We start from the raw sequence: 19,543 nt of genomic DNA, 5'->3' as shown, positions 1-19,543 counted from the left end.
TGAATTATTGCGTGAATTGTCAAAGAAAAATGTAAAAAATATTTTTTCACACTACATTTCCACCAGCAGAAGCCGGCTGCTTTCGGCAAAAAAATACAGGAGCTGTGGAGAATCATTCCACAGCTCCCGGGATGGGCCAGCATCAGCTGACTCTTTTTTTTATTTCTTGTTTTTGATTTCATCCTGCAGTTTGGCAATGAAGTCGGCAACGGGCACTGCACCCAGTTCCCCTTTGTCACGGCTGCGGACGGAAACCGTACCGCTTTCCACTTCTTTTTCGCCAATGACCAGCATGTACGGAACTTTCTTGACCTGGGCTTCACGGATCTTGTAGCCGATCTTTTCGTTCCGGTCATCCAGATGTGCCCGGATCTTTACAGCTTCCAGCTGATCCACGATCTTCCTGGCGTAGTCGTTGTACTTGTCGGTAATGGGCATGACGCGGACTTGTTCAGGAGCCAGCCAGACCGGGAAAGCACCGGCATAGTTTTCAATCAGGATGCCGATGAACCGTTCGATGGATCCGTACACCACACGATGGATCATGACGGGACGATGTTTCTGGCCATCTTCACCGGTGTAGGTCAGGTTGAATTTCTCCGGCAGCAGCATATCCAGCTGGATGGTGCCGCACTGCCAGGTCCGGCCGATGGAATCCTTCAGATGGAAGTCAATCTTCGGGCCGTAGAAAGCGCCGTCGCCTTCGTTGATGCTGTATTTCAGACCAAAGTCGTCCATGGCTTTGCGCAGGGCGTTGGTGGTCATTTCCCACGTAGCATCGTCACCCATGGAGTTGTCCGGACGGGTGGACAGTTCAGCATGATAGGTCAGACCGAAGGTTGCGTACACTTCATCGAACAGACGGATGGTCTCCTGGATGACATCTTCGATCTGATTGGGCATCATGAAGATGTGGGCATCGTCCTGGGTGAAGCAGCGTACACGGAACAGGCCGTGCAGAGCGCCGGACAGTTCATGACGATGTACCAGGCCCAGTTCGCCGATCCGCAGAGGCAGTTCCTTGTAGGAGTGGGGTTCGTTGGCGTAAACCAGCATACCGCCGGGGCAGTTCATGGGTTTGATGGCATAATCGTCACCGTCGATCTTGGTGAAGTACATGTTTTCTTTGTAGTGATCCCAGTGACCGGAGGTTTCCCACAGCTGCCGGTTCATGATCATCGGGGTCATGACTTCCTGGTAGCCGTACTTGCGATGGACTTCTCTCCAGTAATCGATCAGGGTATTCCGGATGATCATGCCGTTGGGCAGGAAGAACGGGAAGCCGGGGCCGTAATCGCTCAGCATGAACAGGCCCAGCTGCTTGCCCAGTTTCCGGTGGTCACGCTTTTCAGCTTCTTCCATCATGTGCAGGTAGGCTTCCAGGTCTTCCTTGCTGGCAAATGCCGTACCGTAGATGCGCTGCAGCATCTTGTTGTGTTCATCGCCGCGCCAGTAGGCACCGGCAATGCTCATCAGCTTGAAGGCTTTGACACGGCCGGTGGAAGGGCAGTGCGGGCCGGCGCACAGGTCGGTGAAGTCGCCCTGGGTATAGGTGCTGATCACAGCATCTTCCGGCAGGTCTTCGATCAGTTCCACTTTATAGGGCTGGGCAGCAGCCTTGAATTCAGCCAGGGCATCAGCACGGGACAGTTCCTTCCGGACCAGCGGATAGTTGGCCTTGATGATCTTGGACATTTCTTTTTCAATGGCCCGCAGATCTTCCGGCGTGAAGACGTGTTCGCTGTCCAGATCATAATAGAAGCCCTTTTCAATGGCAGGGCCGATGGCGAATTTGGTGCCCGGGAACAGGTGCTGGATGGCCTGGGCCATTACATGGGAAGCCGTATGGCGGATGGCATGCAGCCCTTCATCGGTGTCCGGGGTGACGAATTCCACCTTGGCATCGTGATCCAGGGTATCCACCAGATCTTTATTTTCGCCGTCCACTTTGGCCAGCAGGGCTTTCTTGCCCAGTTTCTGGTTCAGGCTCCTGGCGATGTCGTGCAGGCTGATGCCCGCTTCGAACTCTTTCACGCTGCCGTCAGGCAGGCTTACTTTGATGTTGCTCATTTCCTATTTCCTCCTTAAACTTCCAGCAAGATCAGGACGGCATACAAAAAGGCCCGTCCCTCACAGGGACGGGCCATAAGCTCGCGGTTCCACCCTTATTGACCCGGCAGTGCCGGATCCTCTCGGTTCCCTTTAACGCAGGGGCTACGATCTTGCCTACTTTATTCAGCAGATGGCTCTAAGGTGGTTGACTGCCATTCGTTCCTACGCCCTTCTCAGCTACCGGGTTTCTCTGTATCGTGACCCTGACAGGTTGTCCTTGTCATCACCATTGGTATTTGAAATTGTTTTCATTATAGCACTGCAGGGAAATCTGTCAAGGGCTCCGGAAGTTTTCTTAATATTCTTCCTGGGCTTCCATGTGCTCGTAGCGCTGCTGTTCTTCTTCAATGATCTGATATAAATCAGCAGCATAGGATTCCCGGTCTTTATAGCCTTTTTCCTTCCAGTCCACAGCCATGTCCCAGGCCAGTTGTTCCATATCGTCCATGAGCAAACGCTCCTTTCGTGCGGTTTTGGGGATATTATACAACGAACGGAAGAGATAAACAAGGTTATCCCCGTTTGTCAGCCTCCTCTCCCTATGGTAGAATAATAAGAAAGTTTCCAAAAAATTGTATTTACTAATAAAGGAAGGGATACCGTATGAAGACCGTCAAATTTTTCTATTCCCGGACCACCATGGATCTGGCGGTACCGGACGAAACACCGGTGCTCACCAGCCGCATCAGCGAACTGAAGAGCAGCGGCAGGGGCATCGACATTGTCCGCAAGGCCATGGAAAACCCTATCGACTCCCCCCGGCTCAGTGAACTGGCCAAGGGCAAGCCGGACTGCGTCATCATCATTTCCGACCACACCCGGCCGGTACCCAGCCAGGACATCCTGCCGGTGATGATCGAAGCCCTGCGGAAGGGCAATCCAGCCATCGACATCAAACTGCTGGTGGCCACCGGATTCCATCGCCCCACCAGCGTCAGCGAGCTGAAAGAAAAACTGGGAGATGCGCTCTACCAGGAATTCAAGGATAAGATCATCATCCACGACGCCCATAACCCGGACACCAATATGAAAATCGGGGTGCTGCCCTCCGGCCCGGACTGCATCGTTGACAAGGCAGCGGTACATACGTCCCTTCTGGTGGCAGAAGGCTTCATCGAACCCCACTTCTTTGCCGGTTTTTCCGGCGGACGCAAATCCATCCTGCCGGGGGTGGCGGATGCGGTGACGGTCATGGGCAACCACTGCTCCAAGTTCATCGATGACCCCCATTCCCGCTCCGGGATCCTGGACGGCAACCCGCTCCACAGGGATATGGTGGCAGCAGCCAAAATGGCTCGTCTGGCCTTTATCTGCAACGTGGTCATCGATGAAAACAAAAAGACCGTGGCAGCCTTTGCCGGGAATTTCCTCACGGCCCACCGGGCAGGGTGTGATTTCATCGCCGATTATGTGTGCGTGAAACCGGCCTGGGCGGATATTGTGATTTCCACCAACGGAGGCTATCCCCTGGACCAGAACGCCTACCAGGCTGTCAAGGGTATGACGGCGGCAGAAGCCACGGTGAAGGACGGCGGCGTGATCATCATGCTGGCCAGCTGCAGTGATGGTTCCGGCGGGGAATCCTTCTACCACACCATTGCCGATGCCCCCACCATCGAAGCGGCCTACCAGAAATGCCTGGCCACGCCCCAGGAGAAGACCCTCTCCGACCAGTGGGAATCCCAGATCCTGGCCCGGATCGTCCGGAAGCACCAGGTGATCTTCGTGGCCGAGCCGGAACAGAAGGCGCTGATCGAAGGATTGAAAATGACCTATGCTCCGGATCTGCAGACCGCCTACGCCCTGGCCCGGAAGCTGAAAGGCGAAAAAGCTTCGCTGACCTGCATTCCCAATGGGATCAGCGTGGTGGTAAGAGAATAACGCAACAAAAAAAGGCTGTGAAGAAATGATTTTTCATTCCTTCACAGCCTTTTTACGTGTTCTCCACTGAAATCTCTACATGGTGGAGATGAGGGGAGTCGAACCCCTGTCCGAAAGCATTGCCATGCGAACTTCTCCGAGCGCAGACTGCATATTTTATTTCGCAGCCGGTATGCCTGCAGACGGGCCTACTGACCTGCTATCTCGATGGGTTTCCCTGCTCTCCTCCGAGAATTGGAGGGCAGGTATCCTGCAAGTGTCGTCTCAGCTTCTCCTGCAGGAAGGGAGAGACGAGACGTTAGCAATTTAAGCTGCTAAAGCGTAAGAATCGTCTGCGTTTATAACGCGTTTCCACCGTTTTATGGGGTTGGCGGGATCCCAGCTCGCTTATCGCACACCATCTACCCCCGTCGAAACCGGTACATCCCCGGGTTGGTGTGTATAGAGTATTATAGCATGAGCTGAAACGGACTGTCAAATGACAGCCCGTTCCTTTTGCCTTACATTTGCTCTTTAATGAACGCTCTGATCGGGCCGAATCCTTCGATCTTGCTCAGGTTGTCCCCCTTGCCTACCAGCAGCGTAGGTGCGCTCTGTACCTGGTACTTTTCAGCCAGTTCCGGATGCTCTTCCGCAAAGATTTCCTTGAAGGCAGCCCCGGATTTCTCCAGTTCCCGCACCGCCATCTTGCAGTTGGGACAGGTATGGGTGCCGAACAGGATCCACGCCGTTTCCTTGCCCTCAGCCTTAGCCACATTCCGGGTCTTCGCCGCCGCAGTCTTCACTTTGGGCTTCTGGAACACCGGACGTCCTTTCTGGGGAGCCCCGTGGGTCAGGTGGGAATCTCCCAGGTTGTAGACCTTCCGGTCCTTGAATTCCTGTACCTTGCCGTCGTTCCAGTTCTGCACCGGGCGATAGTACCCGGTGATCCGGCTGTAGACTTCGGTTTTCTTGCCGCAGTACGGGCAGGTGTACTGCTCACCGCTCAGGTAGCCGTGCTCCCGGCAGATGCTGTAGGTAGGAGACAGGGTAAAATACGGCAGTTTGTAGTTGGATGCAATCTTCTTTACCAGTCCGGCGGCACTCTGCCAGTCGGGCAGTTTTTCGCCCAGGAAGGCATGGAACACAGTACCGGAGGTATACAGGGTCTGCAGGTCATCTTCCTTGTCCAGGGCTGTGAACAGGTCGTCCGTATAGCCCACAGGCAGGTGGGAAGAGTTGGTGTAGTACGGAGTCCCGTGTTCGTTGGCCGTGATGATGTCCGGATACAGTTCCTTGTCGTGCTTGGCCAAGCGGTAGGTAGTGGATTCAGCCGGCGTAGCTTCCAGATTGTACAGGTCGCCGTACTGTTCCTGGTAATCCTTCAGCCGTTCCCGCATATGTACCAGTACTTCGTGGGTGAACTGCAGGGTTTCCGGATGGGTCAGATCCCTGCGCAGCCAGTTGGCATTCAGCCCCACTTCGTTCATGCCGATCAGGCCAATGGTGCTGAAATGGTTCTTGAACGTGCCCAGATACCGTTTGGTATACGGATACAGGCCCGCATCCAGCAGTTTGGTGATCACAGTCCGCTTGGTCTTGAGGCTGCGGGCGGCAATATCCATCATATGATCCAGACGGTCGTAGAAGTCTTTTTCATCCCTGGCCAGATAGGCGATCCGGGGCATGTTGATGGTCACCACGCCCACGCTGCCTGTGGATTCGCCGGACCCGAAGAACCCGCCGGATTTTTTCCGCAGTTCCCGCAGATCCAGACGCAGCCGGCAGCACATGCTCCGCACGTCACTGGGTTTCATATCGGAATTGATGTAATTGGAGAAATACGGGGTACCGTATTTGGCAGTCATCTCGAACAGCAGCCGGTTGTTCTCGGTGTCGCTCCAGTCGAAATCCTTCGTGATGGAGTACGTGGGGATCGGATACTGGAAACCCCGGCCATTGGCATCGCCTTCGATCATATTCTCGATGAAGGCCTTGTTCACCATATCCATTTCCTTCTTGCAGTCACCATAGGTGAAGTCCTGTTCCTTGCCGCCCACAATGGCCGGCAGGTCTTTCAGGTCATCCGGGCAGGTCCAGTCCAGGGTGATATTGGAGAACGGTGCCTGGGTGCCCCACCGACTGGGAGTATTGACCCCGTAGATGAAGCTCTGGACGCACTGTTTCACTTCTTTGTAGCTCAGGTTGTCCTTTTTCACAAAAGGCGCCAGATAGGTATCAAAAGAGGAAAAAGCCTGTGCACCGGCCCATTCGTTCTGCATAATCCCCAGGAAGTTCACCATCTGGTTGCACAGGGTGGAAAGGTGGCTGGCCGGCGAAGAGGTGATCTTGCCCGGGATGCCCCCCAGTCCTTCCTGAATCAGCTGTTTCAGGCTCCATCCGGCGCAGTAGCCGGTGAGCATGCTCAGATCATGGATGTGCATGGCTGCGCTCTTGTGGGCATCGGCCACTTCCTTGTCGTAGATCTCATTCAGCCAGTAGTTGGCAGTGATGGCGCCGCTGTTGGAGAGGATCAGTCCCCCTACGGAATAGGTCACAGTGGAATTTTCCTTTACCCGCCAGTCGTTCACCTTCAGGTAATTGTCCACCAGTTCCTTGTAGTTCAGCAGGGAGGAGTTCACGTCACGGATCTGTTCCCGCTGTTTCCGGTACAGGATATAGGCTTTTGCCACGTCAGCATAGCCGGAGTCGGACAGGATTTTTTCCACACTGTCCTGGATGCTTTCCACGCTGATCAGGTCATTCTTGATCTTGGGATCGAAGTCAGCAGTCACCTGTAACGCCAGCATATTGATGATGCTGGGATGATAGTTCTTCTTGAGTGCTTTGAATGCTTTGGTAATGGCGTTGCTGATCTTGGTCACGTCAAAATCAACGATCTTGCCATCGCGTTTGACCACGGAATACATGGCTTCATTCCCTCTTTCTGTCAATTTTTCAAGTTCATGATGTACTCATGATGCTCTTTTATTCTAGTTTCTTGAAACCGAAATGTCAATATGTAGTGGTGTAATACAACGTTGTACACTAAATATTGTATCTACACCCCGCGCAGGTGGACATTGCTGGCAACCGTTGCAAGCAAGGCCCCATAGGCTTCCAGGGTGTTACGGTCGGGTGCCGTGAAGCCGGCAAAGGGAACGGTATCCCGATCTTTGAAAGCCTGGAGATAGAAATCGGGAATCTTTTTTCCGGTTTTGGCAACCAGCGGCAAGAGAAAATCCCTTATTTTTTCGAACGAATGTTTACTATGTAATTGTACCACAACTGTTGTCCGGAGTTCAAATGGGATTTTTTCTGTGAGCAGCAGTCCCACACTTTTTTCAATGGCTTCCAGCGATATGGAATCGCTGCCGGTGGTAAGAGCATATTCTTCCGGACTGTTCTTCAGGTCCATGGCCACATAATCCGCCAGATGCCGCTCCAGCACCTGCCGGAGTACATCCGGATAGCAGCCGTTGGTATCCAGCTTCACCAGCAGGCTCCGGCTCTTCAGGAGGGCCGGGAAATCCAGCAGGTCGGGCTGCATGCAGGGTTCTCCTCCGCTGACCACCACACCGTCCAGGATGCCCTGCCGCTGGTCCAGATAGGTCATTACCTCCCTGGTATCGACCCGGGGCATATCCCCTTCCAGAAGCTCGCTGTTGTGGCAATAGGGGCACCGCAGGTTGCAGCCTCCGGTGAACAGGGTACACGCCACCTTCCCGGGGAAATCCACCAGAGAAAGTTTCTGCCAACCGGCCAGGTACATAAAGATCAACCTCCTGAAGAATCATCATTTGCTGATCCATCGGCCCCTTACGGAACCAGGGCCATGGAATCCGTTTTCCATTGCAACGTTTCCCATTATAACACTTTTGGGTCAGGAAATTGAGTGCAAAAAAAATACGGCCTGCTGGAGTCAGGTCGTATTTTTCTCGGGGCGAACTGTTTAAAGCCCCATGGCCTTTTGCATCACGCTGGCAATATCCAGGAATTTCGTGATGATGATGGCGTTGGTGATGTTGCTCAGGAACCCGCCGATCACCGGCACCACAAAGAACGCCAGCTTGGAATAACGGTACTTCTTGCACACTGCCGTCATGGTCACCATGGATACGGGTACAGCCCCCAGGCCGAACCCGGTATGTCCCACAGCAATGATGGCCGCATCGTAGTTCCGGCCCATTCCGAAGAAATCCACGAAATAGGAGTAGAAGATGATGAAGATGGCCTGTACGCAGCACAGGATGAACAGCTGCAGTCCCATACCGGACAGGGTCCACAGTTTCATGGAGATGATGGACATGGATACGAACAGCCCCAGGGAGAAATCCCCTACTGTGTCGATGCCCGCATACAGTTTACTGTGGTCTGTATCTTTTTTGGAATCGAAGAACAGACGGATCAGGATGCCGGCGAACATGCAGCATACGTGGATGGGGAAGCTGACGCCCAGTTTGGTCAGGATGGTCATGAACAGCCCGCCCAGGCCCAAGGCAAAGCACATGAGATACATGGCCTGGACAATATCACCCTTGAACATGGAATCTCCGCTTTCCGCATTGCCGGAGGCTTCTTCCATTTCACCCTGGCCGTCCAGTGCAGGATCTTCCAGATGATGTTTCCGGACGATGAACCGACCGAAGGGTCCGCCGATAATGGCCCCGGAAATCAGGCCGAAGGTAGCAGCAGCAATGGCAGCTTCCAGTGCGTTGCTCTGCCCCATCTTCACAGCCATGGGCGCAAAGGCAGCGGCGTTGCCGTGGCCCCCGGTCATGGGAATGGAACCGGTCATCATAGCCAGGAGCGGCGGTACCTGCAGAACCTTGCCCAGGCCGATGGCGATGCCGTTCTGGATGGCAGCCAGTACGGCAGCCGAAATACAGAACAGGATCACGTACTTGCCGCCGGTCTTCAGAAGACTCAGACTGGCTGCTGCACCACTGGCGGCAAAGAAGATGCAGTAGAACAGGCTGTTGGCCACCTTGTAGTCGAAGGTCAGTTCACAGATGCCCGCATTATAAAGAAGAAGACTGATGATGGCAAAAATCGTTCCGCCCACAACCGCCCCGGGCAGGCAGTATTTCTTCAGGATCGGCAGCTTGCCCCGCAGCCAGTTGCCGAACCAGATGGACAATACCCCCAGTGCCAGTGTGTGGAACATGGATAATTTGATGATCATTCGTTCCATGGTAAATCCCCCCTTATCAATGATTGTTCCCATAGAGAATCTGATTGCCCTGCTCCAGTCAGGGTAAAATGCTTTATGGCTTTATTGTAGCAAAGAATGGAACGGTTTTGCAATACTATATTCTGAATATTGATAACTTTAACTGTATTTTTATTATTTGCAGAGGGCAGATGTTTGCATAAAGTATACAAATAAAAAATACGACCTGCTGGAGGACAGGTCGTATTTTTTATTTTTTGTCCTTTCCGCCCCAATTACATGACGAAATTGGAGAAAATGGACAGGAAAATCGGGTTGTAGATATCGTCGCAGATAACAGCCCAGGACGGATACAGGACCCAGGCAACGGAAGCCCAGCCGTATTCTTCCATAACAGCTTTTTCGTTGGCGACAGCGTTCGGGCCGGAACCGCAGCCCCAGCCGCAGTTACCAGCGGTCATGACAGCAGCACCGTAGTCGCGGCCGAACATGTTGTAGGAAACGAAGATACCGAACAGAGCCATGAAGATGGCCTGTGCCACCAGGACGATACCCATCTGACCAGCCACAGGAGCCAGGGCAGTGATATCGATGGTCATCAGCACCAGAGCCAGGTACAGTTCCAGGAACATATCGGAAATGGCGTTGAATTCAGGTACGTACGTATCTTTGCCCAGAGATTCCAGGATATTCCGGCAGATGGCACCGGCGAACAGACAGCCGATGAATTTCGGCATGCTCAGCATGGGGATATGATCGAACAGGCACCAGATCGGCATACCCAATGCTGCGAACAGCAGAGAGTAAGCGAAGGCAACCACCATTCTCTGGTTGTTCAGTTTGACAACCGTATTCGTGGTTTCAGTCTCGGGCTTGTCGTTGGGATCAGCTTTCAAGTTGTGTTTCTTGATCAGGAAAGCGGCCACAGGACCACCGATCAGGGAACCCATGATGTTGCCCATGGTGCCGGCTGCTACACCAATGGTGGTAGCATCAGTAGCACCCTTGGCTTCAAAGATAGGACCGAAAGCGGAAGCCGTCCCTACACCACCGGACATGGCAGAGGAGGAGCACTGCAGGGCCAGCAGCGGATGCAGGCCCACCAGTTTGCCGACCAGTACACCCAGCACATCCTGGCAGGTGATCAGCAGGGCAGCAGCGATGGCGATATAAGCCACCAGTTTACCACCGGCTCTGTGGATCAGTTTGGTGCTGAAACCATAGCCTACGCACAGGAAGAACAGGTTCTGGCACAGATCCTTCATGATCTTCGTATCGAACTTGAAGGCGACGATGCCGTTTCCTTTGAAAAGCGCGATGATGATAGAAAAGATGATACCGGAAACAACAGGTGCAGGAATTGCATACTTTCTCAGCAGTCTGCTGTGCGCTACCAGGAAACGACCCAGGAAAATCACGATTGCGGCAATCCCCAGCGTGGTCAGGTATTCGAACTTGAACACGGGAACTGTACCAGCTTTCGCCGTCAGTGTACCGAAGTACTTCATAATCTCAGGCGACATACAAATTACCCCCCCTAAAATAAATAAAAAATATAAAACCCCTCGCAACCGATTGCTCCCTCCAGAAGAGCAATCTTCGTTACGGCTCATATTTTAACACAATGAAAATGAAATAACAAGGGAACAATCTGAATATTGACAACTATAATCGTCTTCTTATTCGCAATAAAACGCATTTGTACAGACATACAGTATACAAAATACAATGTTATTGCATAAGCAAAACTGATTATCTGTCATGTGTATAGATAGTAAAAGATCAGGAGCTGTGAAAGAATCCTTCACAGCTCCTGTACTCCGTTCTTATACCAGAGGGTTGATCTTTCCTTCGGCCCGCATCTTCTCCCCTTCTTCCCGCAGACGGGCGACCCGTTTCTCCGTAGCCGGGTGGGTGCTGAAAAGAGCCTGGGCATCCTTCGCGGAGAACGGCGAAATGATGAACATATGGGCCGTTGCTTCCGTAGCATTGGGCATGGTCCGATACCGGGCATATCCTTCGATTTTCTCCAGGGCGTCCGCCAGAGCATCGGGATCCCCGCTGAGTTCACCGCCGGAATAGTCAGCCATGTATTCCCTTGTCCGGGAAATGGCCAGCTGGATGATGGCAGCGGCAATGGGGGTCAGGATCAGCATCAGAAGGCCGCCCAGCGGGTTGTTGCGCCTGTCGTCCCTGCTGCCGCCGAACCAGAAGGCGAACCGGGCCATGACGGAAATGACTCCTGCCATACCGGCGGCAATGGTGCTGATCAGGATATCATTGTGGAGCACGTGGCTCATTTCGTGGCCCAGTACTCCTGCGATTTCCCGCGGTTCCAGCATCTCCATGAGGCCGGTGGTGACACACACGGCAGCATGGGATGGGTTCCGTCCGGTCGCAAAGGCATTGGGCAATGCCGTATCGATCACATACACTTTGGGCATGGGCAGCCCTGCACGCTGTGCCAGGCCTTCCACGATACCATACAGCCGGGGTGCACTCTGAGCGTCCACCGGCTGGGCATTGTACTGGCTGATGACAATCTTGTCGCTGAACCAGTAAATGAGGACATTGGACAGGACGGAGAAAGCCAGCATGAAGGTCATGCCGCTGCTGCCGCCGATGTAGTCCCCGATGACCATCAAAAGGGCAGTCATCAGGCCCATGAGTACAGTTGTTTTCATCATTCTATTGTACCTCCCGTAGGACCCGCCCCTGTAGCATGGCCTCCCCACCTTTGAAAAAGACTGGCATAAAAGAGAAGTCAGGCTCTGGGATGGGTTTTGTCAAAGACCGCTTTCAGGCGGTTGTTGGTCAAGTGGGTATAGATCTGCGTAGTGGAGATGTCTGCATGGCCCAGCAGTTCCTGTACCGTACGCAGATCGGCTCCATTATCCAGCATATGGGTGGCGAAGGAGTGGCGAAGGATATGCGGCGTCAGGGGTTTCGTGATCCCCGCCTTCACCCCGTAGGCCTTGATGATCTGCCAGAACCGCTGGCGGGTCATCCCGGTTCCCCGGATGGTCAGGAACAGGCTGCCGTCATCACGGCCGGCCTTCACGAACTGGGGACGGAATTCCTCCAGATACTTCTTCAAAAACTGAACAGCATAGTGGCCCAGGGGAATCAGCCGCTCCTTTGCCCCCTTTCCGTAGGCGATCACGTACCGGGTCTCCAGGTTCACGCTCACCTGTTTCAAGGTCAGCAGTTCCGATACCCGCATGCCGGTGGCGTACATCACCTCCAGCATGGTCCGGTCCCGGAAGCCTTCCGGAGTCGTCAGGTCAGGTGCCGCCAGAAGGCGCTTCACCTCCTCCTGGCTCATGACCTTGGGCAGGGTCAGCCCTTTGGTGCTGGCCTCCACCACCTCCGATGGGTCTTCCTGCAGGAAGTCTTCTGCCGTCATGAACCGGAAGAAGGATTTCAGCGCCGCCAGTTTCCGTGAAGAGGAACTGGGAGCATAGTTGTGCAGTTTCAGCATTTTCATATAGCGCAGGATATCCTCACGGGTCACCTGCTCCAGGGGCTTTTTGATCCATCCGGCGAACAGCCGCAGATCCCTCCCATAGGATTCACGGGTATTGTACGCCAGACCCATTTCTACCGTTAGATACTCCAAAAATATGTTGATCTCTTTTTCCAGATTATTCCTTAGAGACACCCTGATCATTTCCTTTTTTTAGGACTAAGATGGCCTCGTTTTCCACAGGCGCAATGGTGGAGATGGCATGCTTATAAATCAGCTGCTGCTTTCCTTCGCTTTCCAGGATCACGGTGAAGTTATCAAACCCCCACACCCTGCCGCGCACCTGGAACCCGTTCATCAGGTAGATCACGATGGTCTTTTTCTCGCTGCGGACTCTGTTCAGAAAACTGTCTTGTAAATTCAATGGCTTATTGCCGGTAGTCATGATGATTCCCTCTCTTTTCAGTTTGGAATGAACTGCATTTCCTCCAGCTTCCGGAGCATGGCAGCCACGCAGGCTGCGTAATCAGGAGGATCTTCCAGGGTAAACCACTGGATGTAGGGCATTTTCTTATACCAGGTGATCTGCCGTTTAGCAAAATTCCGGGTAGCCTGTTTCAATTTGGTGATGCTCTCTTCCCGTGTCCACTCTCCACGGAAATAGTTCACTACCTGCCGATAGCCGATGCTCTTCATGGACTGGGCCGTGAGCGGCACCCCCATGTCAAGCAGCTTCCGGGTTTCTTCGAAAAGGCCCTGCTCCACCATCAGATCAACCCGCCGGTTGATCCGGTCATACAAAGAAGCACGAGGCATCTGCAAACCAAAGACAACCGCATCATAGGGGCTTTCAGCGGCTTTTTCAGCCGATACCCGGTCCCCACCCAGGGTTGTCTCTATGGCTCTTATTATACGCCTTCTGTCGTTAATCTTCAATTGCTTCGCCTTGTCCGGATCCAGTTTTTCCAGCCTGGCATGGAGTGCGGCGTTTCCCTCCCGGTCTGCAAAAGCGTTCAATTTTTCACGCAACGCCGACGATTCGTCCACGCTGGAGAAATCGTAGTGTTCCAGCAGGGCCTTGACGTAGAGGCCGGTGCCCCCTACCAGGATGGGCAGCTTTCCCCGTACATTGCAGTCCCGGATCCAGGCGTCAGCCTGCTGCTGGAAATCCACCACGGAAAATTTCTGGTCCGGTTCCAAGATATTGACCAGATGATGAGGCACCAGTGCCAGTTCTTCTTCCGTGGGTTTGGCGGTGGCAATATCCATGTGACGGAATACCAGCATGGAATCTCCGGAGATGATCTCTCCCCGCAGTTTCCGGGCCAGAGCGATGCCGCAGTGGCTCTTGCCCGTGGCCGTAGGGCCGATGATGGCGATGACCTTTGGTTTTTTCGAGTCGCTCACCGGTTTCCCTCCTCTCTATGGATGACGCCGTAGCGTACTTTGCTGTATTTGCCACCCAGTACTTCCCTTGCCCCCAGGCTGCGCAGGAAATCTTCCTCCCGCTCTTTCACCACCACTTTGGGGGCCAGGCGCAGTGCCTCTTCCACCATGCTCCGGTCCAGGGGCTTGTGGCAGGTGGCGGGACGCAGGGGCTGCATGCTGGAGGAGTTGCCGATGGGCCGGCGGAACATGGGATCGAAATAGACCACGTCAAAGGAATCCGCCGGGAATGCAGGCATCAGCGCCTCCGCCCTGCCATAACGGGTTTCGATGCGGCGCAGGGCAGCGACGATGTCCCGGTCATCGATTTCGTACTCCTGCAGGCCCCGGGACACCATTTTGTACAAGACCGGCGAAGCTTCCAGGCCCATCACCTTTCCCCGGGGACCGGTGACAAAAGAAGCCACCAGGGAATCTGAAGCCAGGCCCAGGGTGCAGTCCAAAAAGCGCATACCCGGTTTTAGGCCGCAGGCTTCCACCAGATGGTCGCTGCCGCCCCGCTTCAGCGTACGGACGCGGGGTACGCCCATATTGGGATGGTACCGCAGCAGCCCTTCCTCCGTCATCACCTGAGGTCCCTTGTGGGAGGCAATGAGCACGGCTTTCAGGCCTTTTTTGGCCAGGAAATCCTCCATACTGCCATGGAGGGGCCGGGGAATCAGAGGCAGGTGCAGCTCCCGGGCCCAGGCACGGGCCTGGATCAAAAGATCACTTCCCGGGTTGCGGATGGTGGTGACGGCATAGATGGACATGGGTAACTCCTTACGTTCTCTTAAACATATGGAACAGCTCATCGCTGTTCAGCTGGATCATGCAGGGGCGGCCATGGGGACAGGTGAAGGGATGCTCGGTGTTGAGGAGTTCCAGGATCACCTGGCGCATCTGCCGGATGTTCAGTACTTCCCCCGCCCGGATGGCGCTGTGGCAGGCGGCATAATGGAGTACACTCTCCCGCAGGTCGCTGGTCCTGATTTTCTTGTTTTCGGACAGCAGTTTCAAAATATCTTCGATGAACCCTTCCGCCTGGCCGTTGGCCACGTCGGCGGGCAGGGCCGAAACCCGCAGGGTGCTCTCCCCCGCCGGTTCCGCATCCACTCCCAGCTTCAGGAATTCGTCCCGATATTCCTCGATGGCATCCACATCGGGTTTGGTCACATTGAGGAACAGTGGAAGCAGGAGCTGCTGGGAAGGGATCTCCTGCTGCTGGCGCACGAACTTGTCGTACATGATCCGCTCGTGGGCTGCATGCTGGTCGATCAGGTACAGGGCAGTCTCTGACTGGGCTATGATGAAAGTCTTGTCCACCTGGCCCAGGGGCCAGATCATATCCACCCCACTGTTCCGGGCGTCCTCCAGGGATTCATCCGTCAGCTCCGCATCCCCTGGGACAGGGGCGTCCTGGGGCTGCACTTCCCCGGTGACCGGATCCGCCTTTGCATCCTGCTGGGCTCCGACGGCCCGCTGGGCTTCAAAGAACTTCTCTCCGGCCTCTTCCGATACCTTCCAAACGGGCTGGCCATAGGTGCCGCCGGGGCTGGAAGCATAACTGCGCCCAAAGGTCCGGCTGCGGGGCTGGTATCCTCTGTCGCCGCCGGTAAAGAGCGGTTCCTGTTCCGGGGGAGCCGCCTGGGGCCGCAGGAAGGGCTTTCCCTCCTGCCGGGGGCCCGGCTGGGCCAGGGCTACGGAACCGTCCCGGGTTTCCTGACCGGCCATGGGCTGGGTCAGGGCATTGCACAGACCGTGGTACACCGCCCGGTACACAGCGCTCTCATCCCCGAACTTGATCTCGCTTTTCTGGGGATGCACATTGATATCGATGAGATGGGTATCAATGCCGATATTCAGCACCGCAAAAGGGAACCCGGCTTTGGGGATCTGGGACTGGTAGGCATGGTCGATGGCCTTGCTCACCATTCTGTTGTTGATACAGCGGCCGTTCACAAACAAGGTCTGCCATTGCCGTGTCCCTTTTAACAAAGTAGGCCGACTGATATAGCCCGTAATGGTGATGCCGTCCTGTTCATATTTCACCGTGAGCAGCTGCTTCGTCACCTCTTTGCCGTACAGAGCTTCGATGGTGTCCAGGATATCGCCGCTCCCCGGGGTGTTGATCACTTCTTTGTCGTCCCGGGTCAGGGTCAGGTGCACATCGGGCCGGGACAGGGCGATCTTGCCCAGGATCTCACTGATATAGCGTCCTTCCGTATTCACCGTACGCAAGAACTTGCGCCGGGCAGGAACGTTGTAGAACAGGTCTTTCACCGTAATGGTGGTACCCACGTCGCCGCCCATGGTTTCCACGTCCATATCATCACCCCCGTCGATGGTGATGCGGGTAGCGAAATCCGACGCGGCTTCCCTTGTAAGCAGCGTGAAATGGCTGACGGAGGCAATACTGGGCAATGCCTCGCCCCGGAATCCCAGGGTGTGCAGTGTCAGCAGGTCGTCCGCCTTCACGATTTTGCTGGTGGCATGGCGCAGTATGGCCATGCGGGCATTTTCTTCATCCATGCCGGAACCGTTGTCCCGCACCCGGATGAACTCCGTACCTCCGGCGAAGATGCTCACTTCGATCTGGGTAGCGCCGGCGTCCAGGGAATTCTCCACCAGTTCCTTTACCACGGAAGCAGGTTTTTCCACCACTTCACCGGCTGCAATCTGGTTGCTGGTATTTTGATCCAGCAGTTGTACCCTGGCGCTCATTCAGCCTGCCCCCTTTCCCGTTTGGCCTCTTCCTGGAGTTTGTACAGGGTGTTCAGGGCCTCCAGCGGGGTCATGGTCATGATATCCAGACTGCGCAGGGTATCGCCGATCACGTCTCCGAACAGGCTGGGCTGGATCTCTTCCCTGCCCTTTTCCGGCGCAGGTGCAGGTGCCGCCCCAGCCGTTACCGGAGCCGGGCCCTGGCTGGTATACTCTTCCAGCAGTTCGTCCGCCCGTTTCACCACTTTATCCGGCAGCCCGGCCAGCCTGGCCACGTGGATGCCGTAGCTCTTGTCGGTGCCTCCCGGCACAATCCGCCGCAGGAACACTACATCATGTCCTTTTTCCTTCACGGCCACAGAGTAATTCCTGATGCCCGGCTGCAGTTTCTCCAGTTCGATGAGTTCGTGGTAGTGGGTGGCGAACAGCGTCTTGGCTTTGATTTTTTCGTTGATGTATTCCACCACCGCCCGGGCGATGCTCATGCCGTCGTAGGTACTGGTGCCCCGGCCCACTTCGTCCAGGATGATCAGGCTGCGGCTGGTGGCGTATTTCAGGATGTTGGCCACTTCGTTCATTTCCACCATGAATGTGCTCTGGCCCGTGGCCAGGTCATCGCTGGCCCCTACCCGGGTAAAGATCCGGTCCACCGGGCAGATGTCCGCATCCCGGGCCGGGATGAAGCTGCCCATCTGGGTCATGAGGGTAAGCAGGGCAACCTGGCGCATGTAGGTGGATTTGCCGGCCATATTGGGCCCGGTCAGGATGATCAGCCGTTCATCGGTACTGTTCAGATGCACATCATTGGGCACGAACAGTTCCCGCTCCAGCAGCTTTTCCACCACAGGATGCTTGCCATCCCTGATGGTAATCTCCTGCCGGTTATTCAGCCGGGGACACACATAGCTGCCCTTGTACGCTGCCATGGCCAGGGAATACAGCACATCCAGTTCACCCAGGGCATGGGCTGTTTCCTGTACCTCCACCAGGTGCTGCCGCACATCCTGACGGATTTCGTTGAACAGGTAGTATTCCAGTTGCTGAATTTTCTCTTTGGCGCTGAGGATCTTGTTCTCGAAAGCCTTCAGCTCAGGGACGATGTACCGTTCCCCATTCACCAGGGTCTGTTTGCGGATGAAGGTGTCGGGAACCTGGGAAATCTGCCCCTTGGAAACTTCAATATAATACCCGAAGACCTTATTGTAGCCCACCTTCAGGTTCTTGATGCCCGTTTCGTCCTTGATTTTCTGTTCGAAATTGGCCATCCACTGGTTGTTGTTCTCGGCAATGTCGTGGACCTCATCCAGCTCGGCGCTGAAGCCCCGGCGGATCATGCCCCCCTCCCGTACGGTAAAGGGAGGATCGTCCACGATGCCACGTTCCAGTTCATCCAGCAGGTCCTCGTGAAGAGCGATACGGGTATCCAGGGTATGGAGCAGCCCCTGTCTGCATTCACTGAGCAGCTGCTTCACCTGGGGCAGAGCCCGCAGGGCCGAACGGAGAGCTGCCAGGTCACGGGCGTTGGCCGATCCCACTTCGATCCGGGACAGGATCCGTTCCAGATCGGTGATCTGGCCCAGGGCCTCGCCCATCCGGGTGCGGAACTGGGTGGCGTTGTGAGATTTGCTTTCCTGCACCATATAACCGATGGCCTGCTGGCGCAGAGTGATCCGTGCCGTGTCCAGCAGGGGTGCCTCCACCCACTGGCGCAGCTGCCGGGCCCCCATGGCCGTGCGGGTATAATCCAGTACGTCCAGCAGGGTTCCGTGACGGGTTCCGTCCTTCATATTCTTCACCAGTTCCAGGTTGCGGATGGCCGTAGCGTCCAGGTTCATGACCGCATCCGTGGTAATTTCCCGCAGCTGGTTGATCTGGGCCAGGTCACTCTTCACATTTTCATGGATATAGCCCAGCATGGCCTCCACCGTTTTGTGCACCAGGGGATCCCTGCCCGCCGGATCACTGCCAAAATGCTGGCCGAAATAATCCATATCCGGGATGGGATCATAGTGGTTCACCATGCAGTCGGGCAGTTTCTGCCGCATTTTATCCAGAAGGCTCTGGAACATTTCTGTCCCTGTGGTAAGCACCAGTTCTGCCGGAGAAATCCTGTACAGCTGGTCCAGGACCGCTTCTTCCCGATCCCTGCCGCCGGCCAGATACCAGGCACATTCCCCGGTGGAAACATCGGCATAGGAAAGGCACAGCCGTTCCCCCTCCTGCTCCAGGCAGGCCAGGTACTGGTTGTGGCTCTCATCCAGCACCGCGTCGCTTAAAATGGTGCCGGGAGTCAGGATTTTGGTCACTTCCCGTTTCACGATGCCCACAGCCTTTTTGGGATCCTCCATCTGGTCGCAGATGGCGATCTTGTACCCTTTCTTGATGAGCTTGGCCAGGTAGCTGTCCACACTGTGGAAAGGTACGCCGCACATGGGCATGGCGCTGGAAGCCCCGGCTTTGCCCCCGGCCCGGTGGGTCAGAGTCAGGTTCAGTTCCCGGCTGGCAGTGAGGGCATCATCATTGAACAGTTCATAAAAGTCTCCCAGCCGGAAAAACAGCAATTCGTCCTTGTGTTGTTCCTTGATTTCCAGGTATTGCTGGAGCATAGGAGTCAATGTCGTCATAAAGCAGCACATCCTTTAAGCAGCCAGGTCTGTGCAGTCTCGATCTTCACAGGCACCACTTCGCCCGCATCGAAGAACCGTTCTCCCACAGGCCACAGGACCAGCTTATTGCCGTCGGTCCGGCCGCTCCACATATTTTTGTTGTTGTGGCTCAGGCCC

General features: G+C 55.0%; 14 protein-coding genes and 1 other RNA gene. 1 reads left to right on the top strand and 14 read right to left on the bottom strand.

Going from position 1 to position 19,543, the window contains the following annotated elements; translation table 11 throughout:
* Positions 1-159: 159 nt before the first annotated feature.
* Together thrS and ACR0QW_RS04130 are read right to left on the bottom strand one after the other, a co-directional pair.
* The gene (thrS, locus tag ACR0QW_RS04135; protein WP_432642450.1) at positions 160-2,070 is read right to left on the bottom strand and encodes a threonine--tRNA ligase; all 1,911 of its coding nucleotides are present in this window, start codon (positions 2,068-2,070) and stop codon (positions 160-162) included.
* Between the two features lie 337 nt (positions 2,071-2,407).
* Positions 2,408-2,560 (bottom strand): hypothetical protein, encoded by a 153-nt coding sequence (locus tag ACR0QW_RS04130; protein ID WP_432642449.1) that lies wholly within the window; start codon positions 2,558-2,560, stop codon positions 2,408-2,410.
* A gap of 155 nt (positions 2,561-2,715) precedes the next feature.
* Here ACR0QW_RS04130 and larA point away from each other — a divergent pair, with 155 nt between their 5' ends.
* Complete coding sequence (gene larA / locus ACR0QW_RS04125; protein WP_432642448.1) at positions 2,716-3,993, top strand: nickel-dependent lactate racemase; 1,278 nt, start codon at positions 2,716-2,718, stop codon at positions 3,991-3,993.
* 80 nt (positions 3,994-4,073) lie between these two features.
* Here larA and ssrA read toward each other — a convergent pair.
* From ssrA to mutS, 12 genes are all read right to left on the bottom strand, one after another.
* Positions 4,074-4,422, bottom strand: a transfer-messenger RNA (tmRNA) gene (ssrA, locus tag ACR0QW_RS04120).
* A gap of 71 nt (positions 4,423-4,493) precedes the next feature.
* Positions 4,494-6,902 (bottom strand): ribonucleoside triphosphate reductase, encoded by a 2,409-nt coding sequence (locus ACR0QW_RS04115; protein ID WP_432642447.1) that lies wholly within the window; start codon positions 6,900-6,902, stop codon positions 4,494-4,496.
* Between the two features lie 131 nt (positions 6,903-7,033).
* Positions 7,034-7,744 carry an anaerobic ribonucleoside-triphosphate reductase activating protein gene (locus tag ACR0QW_RS04110; protein ID WP_432642446.1) on the bottom strand — a complete coding sequence of 237 codons (711 nt, stop codon included), beginning with the start codon at positions 7,742-7,744 and terminating at the stop codon, positions 7,034-7,036.
* Positions 7,745-7,924: 180 nt separating this feature from the next.
* Positions 7,925-9,166, bottom strand: coding sequence for a sodium/glutamate symporter (locus tag ACR0QW_RS04105; protein ID WP_432642445.1), 1,242 nt, complete (start codon positions 9,164-9,166; stop codon positions 7,925-7,927).
* A 254-nt stretch (positions 9,167-9,420) separates the two neighbouring features.
* Complete coding sequence (locus tag ACR0QW_RS04100; protein WP_432642444.1) at positions 9,421-10,668, bottom strand: sodium/glutamate symporter; 1,248 nt, start codon at positions 10,666-10,668, stop codon at positions 9,421-9,423.
* Positions 10,669-10,971: 303 nt separating this feature from the next.
* A complete protein-coding gene (gene htpX, locus ACR0QW_RS04095) occupies positions 10,972-11,832 on the bottom strand; it encodes a zinc metalloprotease HtpX (protein ID WP_432642443.1) in 861 nt (286 codons plus the stop codon).
* A gap of 77 nt (positions 11,833-11,909) precedes the next feature.
* Positions 11,910-12,815 (bottom strand): site-specific tyrosine recombinase XerD, encoded by a 906-nt coding sequence (gene xerD, locus ACR0QW_RS04090; RefSeq protein ID WP_432642442.1) that lies wholly within the window; start codon positions 12,813-12,815, stop codon positions 11,910-11,912.
* Positions 12,790-13,056, bottom strand: a complete 267-nt coding sequence (gene hfq / locus ACR0QW_RS04085) for an RNA chaperone Hfq (protein WP_432642441.1) — start codon at positions 13,054-13,056, stop codon at positions 12,790-12,792. The genes xerD and hfq overlap by 26 nt, the downstream gene beginning before the upstream one ends.
* Positions 13,057-13,073: 17 nt before the next feature.
* Positions 13,074-14,018, bottom strand: coding sequence for a tRNA (adenosine(37)-N6)-dimethylallyltransferase MiaA (gene miaA, locus ACR0QW_RS04080; RefSeq protein WP_432642440.1), 945 nt, complete (start codon positions 14,016-14,018; stop codon positions 13,074-13,076).
* On the bottom strand, positions 14,015-14,809 hold the full coding sequence (locus ACR0QW_RS04075) for a class I SAM-dependent methyltransferase (RefSeq protein ID WP_432642439.1): 795 nt from the start codon (positions 14,807-14,809) through the stop codon (positions 14,015-14,017). Before ACR0QW_RS04075 ends, miaA begins: the two co-directional genes overlap by 4 nt.
* A 10-nt stretch (positions 14,810-14,819) precedes the next feature.
* Positions 14,820-16,760 carry a DNA mismatch repair endonuclease MutL gene (gene mutL, locus ACR0QW_RS04070; protein WP_432642438.1) on the bottom strand — a complete coding sequence of 647 codons (1,941 nt, stop codon included), beginning with the start codon at positions 16,758-16,760 and terminating at the stop codon, positions 14,820-14,822.
* Positions 16,757-19,384, bottom strand: a complete 2,628-nt coding sequence (gene mutS / locus ACR0QW_RS04065) for a DNA mismatch repair protein MutS (protein WP_432642437.1) — start codon at positions 19,382-19,384, stop codon at positions 16,757-16,759. The genes mutL and mutS overlap by 4 nt, the downstream gene beginning before the upstream one ends.
* Positions 19,385-19,543 lie beyond the last annotated feature (159 nt).

The organism is Acidaminococcus sp., assembly GCF_050873445.1.
In the GTDB taxonomy this organism is placed as follows: Bacteria; Bacillota; Negativicutes; order Acidaminococcales; family Acidaminococcaceae; genus Acidaminococcus.
The sequence above is the reverse complement of the archived record's forward strand: the minus strand, read 5'-3'. Positions and strand labels throughout refer to the sequence as shown.

Bases quoted from the DNA above. Each gene is read 5' to 3' on its own strand.
- thrS (WP_432642450.1), bottom strand. From the start codon at position 2,070: ATGAGCAACATCAAAGTAAGCCTGCCTGACGGCAGCGTGAAAGAGTTC.
- ACR0QW_RS04130 (WP_432642449.1), bottom strand. From the start codon at position 2,560: ATGGACGATATGGAACAACTGGCCTGGGACATGGCTGTGGACTGGAAG.
- larA (WP_432642448.1), top strand. From the start codon at position 2,716: ATGAAGACCGTCAAATTTTTCTATTCCCGGACCACCATGGATCTGGCG.
- ACR0QW_RS04115 (WP_432642447.1), bottom strand. From the start codon at position 6,902: ATGTATTCCGTGGTCAAACGCGATGGCAAGATCGTTGATTTTGACGTG.
- ACR0QW_RS04110 (WP_432642446.1), bottom strand. From the start codon at position 7,744: ATGTACCTGGCCGGTTGGCAGAAACTTTCTCTGGTGGATTTCCCCGGG.
- ACR0QW_RS04105 (WP_432642445.1), bottom strand. From the start codon at position 9,166: ATGGAACGAATGATCATCAAATTATCCATGTTCCACACACTGGCACTG.
- ACR0QW_RS04100 (WP_432642444.1), bottom strand. From the start codon at position 10,668: ATGTCGCCTGAGATTATGAAGTACTTCGGTACACTGACGGCGAAAGCT.
- htpX (WP_432642443.1), bottom strand. From the start codon at position 11,832: ATGATGAAAACAACTGTACTCATGGGCCTGATGACTGCCCTTTTGATG.
- xerD (WP_432642442.1), bottom strand. From the start codon at position 12,815: ATGATCAGGGTGTCTCTAAGGAATAATCTGGAAAAAGAGATCAACATA.
- hfq (WP_432642441.1), bottom strand. From the start codon at position 13,056: ATGACTACCGGCAATAAGCCATTGAATTTACAAGACAGTTTTCTGAAC.
- ACR0QW_RS04075 (WP_432642439.1), bottom strand. From the start codon at position 14,809: ATGTCCATCTATGCCGTCACCACCATCCGCAACCCGGGAAGTGATCTT.
- mutL (WP_432642438.1), bottom strand. From the start codon at position 16,760: ATGAGCGCCAGGGTACAACTGCTGGATCAAAATACCAGCAACCAGATT.
- mutS (WP_432642437.1), bottom strand. From the start codon at position 19,384: ATGACGACATTGACTCCTATGCTCCAGCAATACCTGGAAATCAAGGAA.